Origin of the sequence: Clostridium sp. 29_15 (genome assembly GCF_001916075.1) — a bacterium.
In the GTDB taxonomy this organism is placed as follows: Bacteria; Bacillota; Clostridia; order Clostridiales; family Clostridiaceae; genus Clostridium; species Clostridium lentum.
This window is the reverse complement of the sequence record NZ_MNRT01000040.1, coordinates 63265-78281: the sequence shown is the minus strand read 5'-3', so window position 1 is coordinate 78281 and position 15017 is coordinate 63265. Positions and strand designations below refer to the sequence as shown.

General features: G+C 29.5%; 19 protein-coding genes. All 19 read left to right on the top strand.

Features of this window, described 5'->3' with window-relative positions; genetic code table 11:
* Window position 1: 1 nt before the first annotated feature.
* The 19 genes from BHW04_RS09975 (at window position 2) to BHW04_RS09885 (ending at window position 14921) form a co-directional block, all read left to right on the top strand.
* On the top strand, window positions 2-706 hold the full coding sequence (locus tag BHW04_RS09975; protein ID WP_302699487.1) for a flagellar hook assembly protein FlgD: 705 nt from the start codon (window positions 2-4) through the stop codon (window positions 704-706).
* Window positions 707-722: 16 nt separating this feature from the next.
* Entirely contained in the window at window positions 723-1109 is a 387-nt protein-coding gene (locus BHW04_RS09970) for a TIGR02530 family flagellar biosynthesis protein (protein WP_302699486.1), read from the top strand.
* 91 nt (window positions 1110-1200) lie between these two features.
* Complete coding sequence (locus BHW04_RS09965; RefSeq protein ID WP_302699485.1) at window positions 1201-2232, top strand: flagellar hook-basal body complex protein; 1032 nt, start codon at window positions 1201-1203, stop codon at window positions 2230-2232.
* 156 nt (window positions 2233-2388) lie between these two features.
* A complete protein-coding gene (locus BHW04_RS09960; RefSeq protein WP_022169202.1) occupies window positions 2389-2580 on the top strand; it encodes a flagellar FlbD family protein in 192 nt (63 codons plus the stop codon).
* Between the two features lie 12 nt (window positions 2581-2592).
* Complete coding sequence (locus tag BHW04_RS09955; protein WP_022169201.1) at window positions 2593-3396, top strand: motility protein A; 804 nt, start codon at window positions 2593-2595, stop codon at window positions 3394-3396.
* 3 nt (window positions 3397-3399) lie between these two features.
* On the top strand, window positions 3400-4125 hold the full coding sequence (locus tag BHW04_RS09950) for an OmpA/MotB family protein (RefSeq protein WP_302699484.1): 726 nt from the start codon (window positions 3400-3402) through the stop codon (window positions 4123-4125).
* A 3-nt stretch (window positions 4126-4128) separates the two neighbouring features.
* Window positions 4129-4569, top strand: coding sequence for a flagellar basal body-associated FliL family protein (locus BHW04_RS09945; RefSeq protein ID WP_302699483.1), 441 nt, complete (start codon window positions 4129-4131; stop codon window positions 4567-4569).
* A 16-nt stretch (window positions 4570-4585) separates the two neighbouring features.
* Window positions 4586-4966: a flagellar biosynthetic protein FliO gene (locus BHW04_RS09940; protein ID WP_302699482.1), complete on the top strand. Its 381-nt coding sequence runs from the start codon at window positions 4586-4588 to the stop codon at window positions 4964-4966.
* Window positions 4956-5711, top strand: coding sequence for a flagellar type III secretion system pore protein FliP (fliP, locus tag BHW04_RS09935; protein WP_441294426.1), 756 nt, complete (start codon window positions 4956-4958; stop codon window positions 5709-5711). Before BHW04_RS09940 ends, fliP begins: the two co-directional genes overlap by 11 nt.
* A gap of 11 nt (window positions 5712-5722) precedes the next feature.
* Window positions 5723-5989, top strand: coding sequence for a flagellar biosynthetic protein FliQ (locus tag BHW04_RS09930; RefSeq protein ID WP_022212706.1), 267 nt, complete (start codon window positions 5723-5725; stop codon window positions 5987-5989).
* A gap of 8 nt (window positions 5990-5997) precedes the next feature.
* Entirely contained in the window at window positions 5998-7824 is a 1827-nt protein-coding gene (locus BHW04_RS09925; protein WP_302699481.1) for a fused FliR family export protein/FlhB family type III secretion system protein, read from the top strand.
* Window positions 7825-7847: 23 nt separating this feature from the next.
* Window positions 7848-9911, top strand: coding sequence for a flagellar biosynthesis protein FlhA (gene flhA, locus BHW04_RS09920; protein WP_441294425.1), 2064 nt, complete (start codon window positions 7848-7850; stop codon window positions 9909-9911).
* Window positions 9911-10975 (top strand): flagellar biosynthesis protein FlhF, encoded by a 1065-nt coding sequence (flhF, locus tag BHW04_RS09915; protein WP_302699479.1) that lies wholly within the window; start codon window positions 9911-9913, stop codon window positions 10973-10975. Before flhA ends, flhF begins: the two co-directional genes overlap by 1 nt.
* Window positions 10972-11829 carry a MinD/ParA family protein gene (locus BHW04_RS09910; protein ID WP_302699478.1) on the top strand — a complete coding sequence of 286 codons (858 nt, stop codon included), beginning with the start codon at window positions 10972-10974 and terminating at the stop codon, window positions 11827-11829. Before flhF ends, BHW04_RS09910 begins: the two co-directional genes overlap by 4 nt.
* Before the next feature lie 95 nt (window positions 11830-11924).
* Entirely contained in the window at window positions 11925-12653 is a 729-nt protein-coding gene (locus tag BHW04_RS09905) for a FliA/WhiG family RNA polymerase sigma factor (protein WP_022212702.1), read from the top strand.
* Window positions 12654-12656: 3 nt separating this feature from the next.
* Window positions 12657-13148, top strand: coding sequence for a hypothetical protein (locus BHW04_RS09900; RefSeq protein WP_302699477.1), 492 nt, complete (start codon window positions 12657-12659; stop codon window positions 13146-13148).
* Between the two features lie 38 nt (window positions 13149-13186).
* Entirely contained in the window at window positions 13187-13405 is a 219-nt protein-coding gene (locus BHW04_RS09895; RefSeq protein ID WP_022169189.1) for a hypothetical protein, read from the top strand.
* Entirely contained in the window at window positions 13398-14141 is a 744-nt protein-coding gene (locus BHW04_RS09890) for a flagellar hook-basal body complex protein (protein WP_302699476.1), read from the top strand. The genes BHW04_RS09895 and BHW04_RS09890 overlap by 8 nt, the downstream gene beginning before the upstream one ends.
* 12 nt (window positions 14142-14153) lie before the next feature.
* Window positions 14154-14921 (top strand): flagellar hook-basal body complex protein, encoded by a 768-nt coding sequence (locus BHW04_RS09885; protein ID WP_302699475.1) that lies wholly within the window; start codon window positions 14154-14156, stop codon window positions 14919-14921.
* Window positions 14922-15017 lie beyond the last annotated feature (96 nt).

Here is a 15017-nt window from a genome sequence, read left to right as displayed (position 1 = left end):
TATGTCAGATATAAGTACAATTTCAGGGCAAAGTAGAGCTGGTGGTAATTATACTGTTGGAGGCAAAACTGATAGAGGAACTTCAATTGTTGAAGCAGGTGGAAGTGTAGATAAAAATGCATTTTTACAAATATTAGTGGCAGAATTATCTAATTTAGATCCAACGGCTGATACAGATTCAACACAATACATATCACAATTAGCACAGTTTTCAACTATGGAACAAATGTCTAATTTAAATACTACAATGTCTAATTCAGCAGCATATAACTTAGTAGGTAAAGGTGTTACAGTTAATGTTCTTGATAATAAAGGTATTCCTTACACTGGTATAGTTAGAGGAGTAAGTGGAAACAATGGTACAAGTTATACAGTATCAATAGAGGTTTATGAGGATAATCAAACAAAGTATATTGATGTTCCAATGAGTAGTATTCAAACAGTTTTAGATGTAGGAGACTCATCACTTTCAGCTTTAAACAATATGAATACAAATATTGCAATGATGACAGCAAGTTCATATATAGGAAAGTATGTGGAACTTACTGAAGGTAAAGAAGATGGTAGCAGTGAAAAGGTAACAGGACAAGTTATGTCTGTATCTAGAGAAAATGGTGCTATAAATATTAAAGTTAAGCTTTTAGATGGAGAGGTAAAGACTTACGACTATAGTTTAGTTGAAAAGGTGCAAGATACTCCAATATAACAAAAGAAGGTGAGTTATGGGGTATAGAATAGTTAATGGAAGAGCATATGCTGTAGGTAATTTTTTTAACCTGGAAAGTGAATCAAAATTAACTAATGGCAATACAGGAGAAGTTAGCTTTAATGATGTATTAAATAATGTAAAGACAGAAAATGAAGGATTTATTTTATCTAAACATGCTTGTAAAAGATTCAATGAAATAAGCTTTTCAAGAGATGATATGAATGTGATAAATAATGGTTTCAATTTAGCAAAAGAAAAGGGTGCTAAAAATGCAGTGTTTATATATAAGGATGTGGCATTAATAGCTAATATAAAAAATAGAACAATAATAACTGCTGTAGAGAAAGAAAGAGCAGAAAATAATGTTTTTACCAATATAGATAGTGTAGTTATATTATAAAAATTTATTAGGCTGGACCAAATATGGAAGCCTTGTCTTGTGGAAAGATAGAAGCAAGAAACAAATGAAAAATTTTTAGGAGGAAATATTTATGTTAAGATCGTTATATTCAGGGATTTCAGGAATGAAAGTAAATCAAACTAAGTTAGACGTTATAGGTAATAACTTAGCCAATGTAAGTACAACAGCATTTAAAGGATCAAGAGTAAATTTCAGTACTACAATAAGTCAAACATTAGGTAGTGCCAGTGCAGCATCAGATTCTTTAGGAGGTGTTAATGGTAAGCAAATAGGTCTTGGAGCACAAATTTCAAGTATTGATAAAATAATGTCTCAAGGTTCAATGCAATCAACATCAAGATCTCTTGACGTGGCAGTAGATGGAAGTGGATACTTTATGGTAGCTACAGGGCCAGCACTTACAGGAGGAAATACTGATGCTATAACAATAAAGGATAATGGAGTAGAAAATATGCCAGCTAACAATTCATTGGCATATACAAGAGATGGTTCTTTTGTGTTAGATAATGAAGGTAATCTTTTAACTTCAAAAGGTTATAGAGTTTTAGGATTTGCTATGAAAACAAATGATAATAATAATAATAATGGAGATAACATAAGACCAGATGGAACAGTGTTGTATGTGGAATCAAATAATCAAACAGAAGCTATAGATGATAAATTAGTATCTTTAAAAATTCCAGATAAAGTAACTAAAATTGATAAAGCAGGTAAAGAAACCCAAGTTGCAGTAAAGAGTTTTAATATATCATCTGATGGATTAATAACAGGTGTATTAGAAACTGGTGAAATAACAGCTCTTGGTCAAATAGCTATGTCAAGCTTTAAAAATGAAGTTGGTTTAACAGATATAGGAAACAATATGTATGAACCTTCAGGAAGTTCAGGAGCAGCAATAATTTCAAGTGGTAAAAATAGTCCAACTAATAGGAATAGCTCAGGATATGGAGATATTCTTCAAGGATATTTAGAAATGTCAGGAGTAGATATGGCAGAACAATTTACTGATATGATAGTTGCTACTAAAGCTTTCCAAGCAGCAGGAAAAACAATCACTACAGGTGATGAAATTCTTTCAGAAATAATTAACTTAAAGAGATAGTTTGTAAATTATCAATTATGAGTAATGAATGATGGATTAAATTTAATTTATCATTCAGCTCATAAATTATAGTAAAAAATTGAATTACCAAAAATGAGTTAATTATTTTTAATTGATTCATTATTGGTAATTCAATAAAGATGAAGGGATGTTAGTATGATTGATTTAACAGCAATGAATAATAAAGAATTTACTTTAAATGCAGATCATATAGAAAAGATTGAAGAAGTTCCTGAAACTTTAATAACACTTACCAATGGGAAAAAGTATATTGTTTTAGAAACTATACATGAAGTAAAAGATAAGGTTATAAGATATAAAAATAGAATAGCTACGTATAGAATTTAGGGGGAAATTGATGTGAAGAAAACAGATATTATGACGCCGGCTGGGTTTGTACTTGGAGCTGCCTTAATAGGATATGGAATTGTTTCTGGAGGTCCTTTTAGTATATTTATTGATATTCCATCAATATTCATATGTGTTGGAGGATCTTTAAGTGCTTTATTTATCACATATACTATGGATGAAATCAAAGAGATGTTTGGAAGTCTTGGTAATGCATTTAAAGAAAGTAGTGCTTCTCAAAAAGATATAATAGTCCAGTTTTCAAATCTTTCACAAAGAGCAAGAAAAGACGGTTTATTATCTTTAGAAGAAGATATAAGTAATTTAGAAGATCCATTCTTAAAAAAGGGTATGCAAATGGTTGTTGATGGTATTGAGCCGGAAACTATTAAGGAAATATTAGAGCTAGATATATATGAAACTGAAAATAGAGGAATGAATGTGGCAGGTATGTATACTGCTTGGGGTGGATATGCTCCAGGATTTGGTATGATAGGTACATTAATAGGGCTAGTTCAAATGATGCAAAACTTAAATGATATTCAAAGTATAGCTGTTGGTATGGGAGTTGCACTTCTTACAACTTTCTATGGTTCATTCCTAGCTAATTACTTTTGTAATCCAATAGGTGCAAATTTAAAAAGACAATGTGCATTAGAAACTGGTACAAGAACTATGATGTTAGAAGGTATCTTAGCAATACAATCAGGTGTTAACCCAAGAATTGTAGAAGAAAAACTTTTAACTTATTTATCTGCAAAAGAAAGATTAGAATATATAAATAGTAATACAGAAAATACAGAAGGAGTTGCATAAGTTATGGCAAGGAAAAAAGTACAGCGTGATGAACCAAGCGGTGATGAATGGTTAGCTACCTACTCTGATTGTGTTACTCTTTTGATGACTTTTTTTGTTCTTTTATATGCAATGTCTTCTACTGATGAAGCTAAAATGAGAGCACTTTCTCAAGCTTTTAGAAGTGTAATGGCAGGTGAAGTTGGTGATAGTATTTTAGAATATAATTTATATAATGGTGATGTTCCTTTAATTGGTGGAGAAACACCAACAGATACTGTAGATGGTGAAAATATTGAAGAAAGTATGTACTATCAAGTAAGTAAATTTGTTAAGGAGCATGAATTAGAAGCGGCAGTGGAAATAATTGAAACTGAACAAGGTGTTGCCATTCAAGTTAAAGAAAGTATACTTTTTGAAACTTCAAAGTCAACTTTAAGGGAAGATAGCAAGGCAGTATTATCATCTATTGCAGAATTATTATCTTCGATAGATAATACTATTGTGGTAGAAGGGCATACTGATAATAGACCTATTTCTACAGCAGAATTCCCTTCTAACTGGGAATTGTCAGTGGATAGAGCTGTAAATGTAGTAAAATATTTTGTTGAAAATACAGGCATAGATCCAAAAAGATTAAGTGCTACAGGATATGGTGAACATCATCCAGTGGTACCTAATGATACTGAAGAAAATATGGCTAAAAATAGAAGAGTAAATATTTTAATTATAGCTGATGATAAGGAGTAAGAAATGGCAGAAGAAAAGAAAAAAGGTAAAGGTAAACTAATTATTATTATAGTTGTAGCATTATTACTGCTAGGTGGGGGAGTTTTTGCTGGAGTATATTATGGTATGTCAAAGGCAAATTCTGAAGAAGCACCAATAGTAGAAGCTTATACTGAATTAGGGCAATTGCTTGTAAATTTAAGTGATGAAGGTAGCAAAAAATATGTGCAAATGACTGCTACTGTTACTTATGACAGTTCTAATACAGAAGTAGGAGAAGAAATTACTACTAAGCTTGTTGCTTTAAGAGATTCAGCAATATTTTATTTAAAATCTTTAAAAACTTCAGATTTTACTGCTGATAATGAAGTTAATTTAAAGAGAGATTTAGTACAAAGATTAAATTCAAATTTAAAATCTGGAACTATTATAGATATTAAATTTAATGAACTTTTAGTTCAATAATAGGAAGTACATATATATGGAATTTGTATTGATGAGTATTAAAATTATAGGAACATTAATAGTTCTTATACTTTTAATGCTCTTACTATTAAAATTTAATGAAAGCAAATTAAATGAGGTAAATTCAAGAAAAACTATAAGAATAATTGAAAGAACTCAGTTATCAAAAGATGTATCTTTACAAATAATAAAGATAGGAAAAAAAGCATATGTAATGTCAGTATCACCTTCTAAAGGTGAATTTATAAAAGAGCTAACTGAAGAAGAGCTAAATGAGATTGAAGTTTTAAAGAAATTTGAAATTGAAAAAAATAAAGAAGCTTTTAATAATATTATAAAGCCTTTTGAGGAAGTAATAAATAAACTAAAGAAAAGGAAAAATAAATATGAAAAATAAAAAAGCTTATAAATTAATAGTGTTTTTTATAATAGCAATTACTTTCATGATTCCAAAGGAAGCTTTTGCATCGCCACATTTTAATTTATCTGTTAGTAGTGGAGATACTCCAGCAGATTATGTGGATAGTATAAAAATACTTATATTTTTTACAATGTTAACATTATTACCATCATTTATAATAATGTTTACATCATTTACTAGAATAACGGTGGTCTTTTCATTATTAAAGAATGCCATAGGAGCGCAGCAATCAATACCTAGTCAAATTTTAGTTGGATTAGCTATTTTTTTAACTATTTTCATAATGCAACCAGTATATACAGAAATAAATGAAGTTGCATTAAAGCCGTATTCAAATGAAGAAATAACTTTTGAGCAAGCACTTGAAAATGCATCTAATCCACTAAAGGATTTTATGTTAAAAGAAACAAGGCAAAAGGATTTGGAATTATTTGTTGATGCCGCAAAGCTTAATAGTGGAGAGTTAACAAGAGAAAATATTCCTTTATATTCTATTGTTCCTGCTTTTGCCATAAGTGAATTAAAAACAGCATTTCAAATAGGGTTTTTATTATTTGTACCATTTATGGTAATAGATATGATAGTAGCCAGTGTGCTTATGTCTATGGGTATGATGATGATTCCACCAACAGTTATATCTTTGGCATTTAAATTGTTATTATTTGTAATGGTAGATGGATGGAATTTAATTATAAAATCATTAATTACAAGTTTTTCGTGAGGTGAATAAAATTGAGTGAAGCACTATTAAATGGAATAATAAAAGAATCTATAATGACAGTAATAAAGGTGGCAGGACCTTTTTTAGCTGCTGGATTAATTATAGGTCTTATAATAAGTATAATTCAAGCAACAACCCAAATACAGGAACAAACTTTAACTTTTGTTCCAAAATTGTTAGGAATATGTGCAATAGGATTATTTTTAGCTTCTTGGATATCAAAAACTATGGTTCAATATACAGAAAATATATATAATATCATTACTAAGATATCTTAGGAGGATAAATGATAGATTCAGAAATTATTTTTACTGTTATGTTTATCTTCGTAAGGTTATCAGCATTTTTTATAGTTTTTAATATTATTTTTCCAAATGGAACACCAAAGGTACTGAAATTAGCTATTCCAATGATTTTAGCTTTTGCAATTGAACCAACGGTTTCCAATGCAAGTATGGAAATTATAAATAATAATAATAAGCTACTGATATACTTTTTAAACGAAGGGATTACTGGAGCACTTTTAGGACTTGTAACTAAAAGTTTATTTCAAATATTAAAGCTTGCTGGAAGTTGGATTGATCTTCATATAGGATTTAGTATGTTGTCACTGGCAGATGCCAGTGCATCATCAACTACTACTGCTACAGGAAAATTACTTGAATATTGTACTTTAGTATTATTTTTTATAACAGATGCACATCATTTGATTATTAAGTCGTTAATAGAAAGTTTTTCAGTTGTTTCTGTAGGTTCATCAATAATTTCATCAGAATCTATGATGGAAAGTATGCAGATAATAATAGAATATTTCTTTATGGGAATAAAAATTGCATTACCTATAGTTATTATAATTATAATGACAGATATATGTATGGGATTAGTATCTAGAGTAGTTCCACAAATAAATGTAATGATTTTAGGTATGCCTGTAAAGATGATAGTAGGGTTATTAATGATTACACTTTCTATAGCAATAATAAATAAAGTTTTTATAGGTGCTTTAAGTTATTTACCTTCAGTTATAAGAAGAATATTAAATGTAGCTCCTGTAGCACTTATTTTTATGTCAGATGATAAAACAGAAGAAGCTACTCCTAAAAAGAAATCTGATGCTAGAAAAAAAGGTCAAATTGCTAAAAGTAAAGATGTAGGAATTGCTCTTACTACCATAGCAACTTTATTGGTGATTATGACTTTAAGTGATAAGATAATTAATAACTTTAAAGAAATAATAATTTATTATTTAAGCAATGTAGGTTCTATGGAGTTAACAGATGGTTTATTAAAGTCCGTTGCAAGTAATTCTTTAACTAAATTTGCTTCAACAGTTATATTGGTAGCAATACCTATAATGGTTGCAGGAATAATAGCTAGTTTAATGCAAACAGGATTTTTATTAACTGGAGAACCATTAAAACCTTCTTTAAAAAAGCTTAATCCTTTAAGTGGTATTAAAAATATGTTTTCTAATAAAAGCGCCTTTGATCTTTTGAAGAATCTATTGGTGGTAACTATTGTTACTTACATTACATATTCTTATATGAAAGATAAGTATAATGATATTCTTCATATATCAACATTAAATGTTTCAAGCATAGGTAGTGAAATAAAACAGATAGTTGTTGGTTTATTTACTAAAATAGTAATACTTTTAATAGTGCTGGCAGCTACCGATTATTTTATTCAATTTAGGTTTCATAATAAAGCGCTTAGAATGTCTAAGCAAGAAATAAAGGATGAATATAAGCAGATGGAAGGGGATCAACAGGTAAAGGCTAAGATAAAGCAAAAACAAAGAGCCATGATAACTCAAGGTATGATGAATGCCGTGGGAGATGCCACTGTAGTTATTACCAACCCAACTCATATAGCTGTAGCTATAAAGTATGAAGATGGACAGAATAATGCTCCTAAATTAGTTGCAAAGGGAATAGATCATTTAGCCATTAGAATTAAGGAAAAGGCAAAGGAAAATGATGTGCCAATAATAGAAAATAAACCTTTAGCAAGAATGATTTATAAAGAAGTAGAATTGGACAGAGAAATACCACAGGAAATGTATCAAGCTGTAGCTGAAATTCTTGTGGCTATATATAAGATGAAAAAATAAGATAATTAAAAGGATTGATGAAATTGGCTATCGATAGAAAGTTTAATTTAAAAGAAAATCTTGATGTGTTGGTGGCTTTTGGGGTAATTGGTATTGTACTTATGATAATAATACCATTACCATCAATAGTTTTAGATATTTTACTGGCACTCAACATAACTTTATCCATTATTGTAATAATGATTACTATGTTTACCACAAGTGTATTACAATTATCAGTTTTCCCAACATTACTATTGGTAGTTACTTTATTTAGATTGGGACTTAATATTTCTTCCACAAGACTTATATTAAGTAAAGGTGATGCAGGAAGTATAATTACTGCCTTTGGTGATTTCGTAGTTGGTGGAAATTATGTTGTTGGGGTTATTATATTCTTAATAATCATGATAATACAGTTTCTTGTTATAACTAATGGGTCTACTAGAGTAGCAGAAGTTTCTGCAAGATTTACATTAGATGCAATGCCTGGTAAGCAAATGAGTATTGATGCTGATTTAAATTCAGGATTAATAGATGAAGCAACAGCTAAAAAAAGAAGAGCTGATTTGCAGTCTGAAGCAGATTTTTATGGAACCATGGACGGGGCATCTAAGTTTGTTAAAGGTGATGCTGTGGCAGGTATAATAATTACTGTAATAAATGTTTTAGGTGGAATTATAATTGGTATTACTCAAATGGGTATGTCAGCTGGAGAGGCAGCTAGTCGTTTTGTTATTTTAACAATAGGTGATGGGCTTGTAAGTCAGGTTCCAGCATTACTTATTTCTACTGCTGCTGGTATTCTTGTAACTAGATCAAATTCAAAAAATAATTTTGGTAAAACTTTAACTACTCAATTATCAGCTTTCCCAGTGGCTCTTGGAATTGCAGCAGCAATAATGTTTGCTTTTGCAATAATACCATCAATGCCAACAGTGCCATTTGCATTGGCAGGGGCATCTATGGGTGGATTATCATTTATGCTTATAAAGGAAGAGGAAAAGAAACAAGAAGTTGCCATGGTTCAAGAAGTTGAAGAGCAAGAAGAGCAAATAAGAAAAGAACCTGAGAATGTTATGAATTTAATTTCTGTAGAACCTATGGAAGTTGAAATTGGATATGGTCTTATACCTTTAGCTGATGAAAGAAATGGTGGAGATTTATTACAAAGAATAGCTTCAGTTAGAAGACAGTGTGCCATTGAAATGGGTATAATTGTACAGCCTATTAGAATAAGGGATAATTTACAGCTTAAAAATAATGAGTACATATTAAAAATTAGGGGAACAGTGATAGTTTCCTCTGAATTGATGCCAAACATGCTTCTTTGTATGGATCCATCAGGAGAAAGTGGAACTATGCCAGGAATTAAAACTATTGAACCAACATTTGGTCTGCCAGCTGTATGGATAAATGCAGATCAAAAAGAAGAAGCTGAAATAAGAGGATTTACAGTGGTAGATCCAATAACAGTAATGGTTACTCACTTAACTGAAACTATAAAATCTCATGCACATGAATTATTAGGACGTCAAGAAGTTAAGATGATAGTTGATAATATGAAGGAGAAGTATAGCACAGTTGTAGAGGAACTTATACCTGATTTAATGACCATCGGTGAAGTACAAAAGGTATTACAAAATTTATTAAGAGAAAAGGTACCAGTAAAGGATACTGTAACAATTTTTGAATCTTTAGCAGATAATTCAAGAAATACTAAGGATATAGAGTTATTAACTGAATATGTAAGATTTGCTATGGCAAGAACCATATGTAATACGGTAGTAGATGAAAATAGAACTGTTACAGTGGTCACATTAGATCCACAAATTGAAAATATAATTGCAAATAATACACAAAAATCTCTGCAAGGATCATTCCCATCAGTTGATCCAGAAACAACTACAAGAATTTTAGAAAAAATACGTCAAACAATAGATAGTGTTTATTTCTATAATAATCAACCAATTATTTTGGTATCTCCTAATATAAGACCGGTATTTAGAAAACTTATAGAAATGGTATTTCCACATGTGATGGTGCTTTCTTTAAATGAAATACCAAATGATGTACAAATAAGAACAGAAGGAGTTGTAGCTTTATAATGATAATAAAAAAATATGTAGTTAAAAATATGAATGAGGCTATGACGAGAATTAGATATGAACTAGGAAAAGATGCAATAATTAAGCTTATAGAAGTTACAGCAGCCTTAGAAAACACTACAGAACCAATGAAAACACAAAAACCACAAAGTACTTTTGCAAGTAGTGATGTGTTAAAGGAATCTGTTGAAAGTATTAAAGCAATAATGAGTAAGGATGTTGTAAAACCTAAAGAAGAAGAGAAAAATATTCTTGAAGATGAAGTTAAAGAAATGAAGAGTATTTTAAATGAAATATTGAATAATACTAAAGGTGAAGATAATGAAGATTTATTGTTAAATTATGTTAATAGTCTTGATTTAAATCCTGTTTATTTAGAAGAGTTTAGAAGAGTTTGGAATGAAGCTGAAGATAAAGAAGAAGCCATGAAAAGTTATTTGTCAGAGGTAGTACAAATATCAAATGAAGATATAAATGGTAGAGTTGTGTTGGTTGGACCTACAGGTGTAGGAAAAACCACCACAATAGCAAAATTAGCAGGAAAATTAGCTCTTATGGATAAGAAAAAAGTTGGGTTAATCACCATAGATACTTATAGAATTGGAGCTGTAGAACAACTTAAAACTTATGCAGAAATAATGAATATACCATTTAGAGTTGTTATAACCATAAAAGAAATGGAAGAAGCAATTAATTCCATGACAGATTTAGATGTGGTATTAATAGATACCACTGGAAGAAGCAGTAAGAATAATATGCAGATTTCAGAACTAAGAGCTTTTGTCCAAAAAGCTAATCCAGATCATACTCTTATGGTTATGAGTAGTACAACTAAAAATAAAGATGTAAAGATGATACTTAAAGGTTATGAGCAAATAGAGTACGAAAAGCTTATTATTACAAAGTTAGATGAAACTTCATCATATGGAATTATACATACCATATTAAAGGAAAGTAATAAGCCGGTAGCTTTTTTAACTACAGGTCAAAATGTACCAAATGATATAAGGGTTCCAAGTAAAGATGAAATTATTAAGCTTATAATGGGAGAAGATTCAATATGATGGACCAGGCAGAAATTTTAAGACAATTAGCTAGTAAAAGTAGTGGATTAAATGAAAAATCAAAAATTATAACTATAACTTCAGGAAAAGGTGGAGTAGGTAAAAGTAATTTTGTAGTAAACTTAGCAATAGCTCTTGCAAAAGAAGGGAAAAAAATATTGCTTTTTGATGCTGATATTGGTATGGGAAATGATGATGTATTAATGGGAATATATCATAAGTACAATATTATGGATGTTATAAATGGTGAAGTTTCAATTGAAAATGGAATTATTGAAGGGCCACATGGAATTCACTTACTACCTGGAGGAACAGGAATAAATAATATTGAAGATTTGACAGAAGAACAAAGAGAAAGATTTATTTCAGAAGTAGATAGAATTGATGGATATGATTATATATTAATTGATACAGGTGCTGGAATAAGTAGAACAGTTCTTGCTTTTATTGCCAGTTCTGATGAAGCTATATTTATTTTAACACCAGAACCTACATCATTGACGGACGGATATAGCCTATTTAAAGCACTTAAGCATTTTAAAATAGAAACTCATGTTAACATAGTAATTAATAGAGTTATAAGTGAAACAGAGGGAAAATCAACATTTAATAAATTTGACTTAGCAACTAGAAAATTTTTAAATGGATATCCAAGTTATTTGGGATGTATATATGAGGATAAGCATATTACCATGGCAGTGAGAAATCAAATTCCTATAGTAATAAAATATCCTAAATCTGAAGCAGCAAAATCCATAGTGCATGTATCAGAAAAAATTATGGGTAGAGAAAGTTCTATAAGAGGAAATGGTGCAAAAGGATTATTTAATAAGTTATTTGATATTTTTTCTTAGGAGGAGAGGGAAATGGCCAAGTTTCAATTAAAAATAAATGAAAGATTAGATGTATTATGTATGCAAAAATTATAGCTAACTAAGGAGGGGTGACAATGAGCTGGACTAATATAGATAATAAGGAAAAAATAGTGGAACAATATATTCCTTTAGTAAAATATATTGCGTCTAGAATAATGATTGGAAGGAGTACTTATATAGAGTATGAAGATTTAGTTAGTTATGGAATGATAGGGTTAATGGATGCCATAAGTAAATTTGATCCAGATAAGGGAATAAAATTTTCATCTTATGCATCAATAAGAATAAAAGGTGAAATGATAGATCAGATAAGAAAAGCAAGGCCTATTTCTAAAGGGGCAATGGATAAATTAGCAAAGTATAATGAAGCTATTGATGCATTGCAAAATAGGTTACTTAGAGAACCAATCATAGATGAAATAGCTGAATATTTAAATATAACTGTGTCAGAAGTTGCTGATATCGAAAGATATATTAACTTTATGTCAGTAGTATCTTTAGAAGGAATTCTATTTTCAGAAGATGATGAATTAACTGTTATGGGAGTTGTTGAAGATAAAAATAGCCCAAGTCCTCATGATTCTTATGAAGATAAAGAAAAAGTAGAAATATTAGCTGAATGTATTGAAAAATTAAAAGAAAAAGACAGAACAATATTAAATCTTTATTATTATGAGGGCTTGACGTTAAAAGAAATAGGTAAAGTACTAGAGGTATCTGAATCGAGAGTTTGTCAGTTACATAGTAGAGCTATTAAGAATTTAAGGGTTATGCTTCAAAAAATAAATTACATAGAGGTATAAAAAGTGATACATATTTTACTTATAGTTATAGGAATAGTTTTAATAGTTGTTAATAGAGATATAAAAAATGAAAGAGCCGATGATGGAGGCTCTTTTGTTAATATTCTAAAAAATGAAGAAAAAGAATTTACAGACTATGATATGAAATTTGTAGATATGAGAAAAGATATGGCGGAAAGTATTCTTGATTTACAAAAAGAAATTCAAGAATTAAGAACTGAAGTTTTTAATATAGAAAATAGTAATGTAAATATAAAAGAGAATATAAAGCAAGTGAAATTAGATAACGATATAAAAAGAGATTGTATAGATAAAGATATAATTTCTGAAATTAATTTTAATAATTTAAATTTAAAGGATAATCATGGTGATGATAGTAAGTTTGAAAATATTAAAATGATGATTGATGAAGGAAAAAGTGATGAAGAAATATGTAGTTCACTTAGTATAGGAAAGGGTGAAGTATTATTAGTAAGAGCATTATACAATCAATAAAAGAAAGTATTTATATATTTACAGATAAAAAGATTTTAATGGGAATTGGAATTGGAATGATTATATCTACATTAATATTATTTTTATCTGGCACTAATAAAATGTCAAATGCAGAAATAGAAAAAGCAGCAAGAGCTATGGGAATGCATTATGAAGATGAATGTAAGGTTTTTTTTGAAAATGATAATTCTTCAAGTAATGATGCTACTACTAATAGCACCACAGAAGCTAATGAGGAGGATATATTTAATGATTAGAAGTTTATATACATCATTATCATCAATGATTACTTTAGAAAATCAGCAAACATCAATAACAAATAATTTATCTAATGCTAATACAAATGGATATAAATCAGAATCTTTAGTTACTAAGAGTTTTAATGAAGTATACATAGGTAATAGAGAAAATGGCGTAATAGGTAGTTTGAGTTTGGGAGCTGCTATTGACACAGTACAAAAATCATTTACTCAAGGTGGACTTAAAAGTACATCAGATTCATCGGATTTTGCTATAAATGGAAGAGGTTTCTTTGTAGTTCAAAAAGGTAATGAATATTTGTATACAAGAGATGGAGATTTTACTGTGGGAGCTGATGGAACTTTAAAGACTACTTCAGGAGATTCTGTAATGGGAAGAAATATGAATACAGGGATAATGGAACCTATTTTTGTAGGTAATAATCAATATACATTAGGAGCAAATAATATTTTAAATGTTGAGGGATTAGCTAATTATCAAATGGTTACAGCTGATTTTGAAGATTATAGTAGATTAAAAAAAGTAGGAGATAATTATTATACAGGAGAAAATCCTATTATGGATTCTGTAGTAAACACATATCAAGGTTATTTGGAAGGGTCTAATGTTAATGTAACAAATGAAATGGTTAATATGATGAGTACAATGCGTAATTTCCAAAGTAGTCAAAGTATCTTTAAGATGATAGATGGTACTTTAGATTTAGCTGCTAACAGCATAGGTAAAGTGTAGGAGGATATATAGATGTTAACAACATTATGGACAAGTAAATCAGGACTTAATGCTAATCAAGAGAAATTAGATGTAATATCAAATAATATAGCAAATGTAAATACTACAGGATATAAAAAAGTTAATGTAGGTTTTAAGGATTTAATTTCATCTTCTTTAGATGAATGGGGAAATCCATTAAATGATAAAACAGCTACAGTAGGAAGTGGAGTTAAAACTGGTAATTTTACTAAAGATAATAGTCAAGGTGGTTTACAAACAACAAATCAAAAAACTGATTTGGCATTAGATGGTGAAGGATATTTTAAAGTGATTTCCAGTAATGGAACAGAGTATTATACTAGAGATGGCAGTTTTAAATTAGATTCTTATGGAAGACTTGTAACTGCCAATGGGAATATTTTAGAGGTTCAGTATGCAAATGGGTATTCACAAAATAATACAGGTCTTACAGCTGATAATTTTACTATAAATAAAAAAGGGGAAATATTTGCAGAAAACAATGGTAACTTTGAAAAGGTTGGAGAAATTGCAGTATATACAGCAGTAGGCAATGATGCATTTACGTCTGTTGGAGATAATTTATTTAAAGAGTTAAATGGAGTTCAAGTATATAGAATTTTAGATGCCGATATGTATCAAGGATATTTAGAAGCTTCTAATGTGGATCTTTCACAAGAAATGACGGATATGATAGTAGCTCAAAGAGCTTTTCAATTAAGTTCTAAGGGAATTACAGCTGCTGATGAAATGTGGCAAATGATAAATAATCTTAGATAAAAAATAATGGATAAAATTTATTTTAAATTTTATCCATTATTTTTTAATAAACTATTAATTTAATAAGAGTTTTTTCGACAATAGATATAGAGAGAA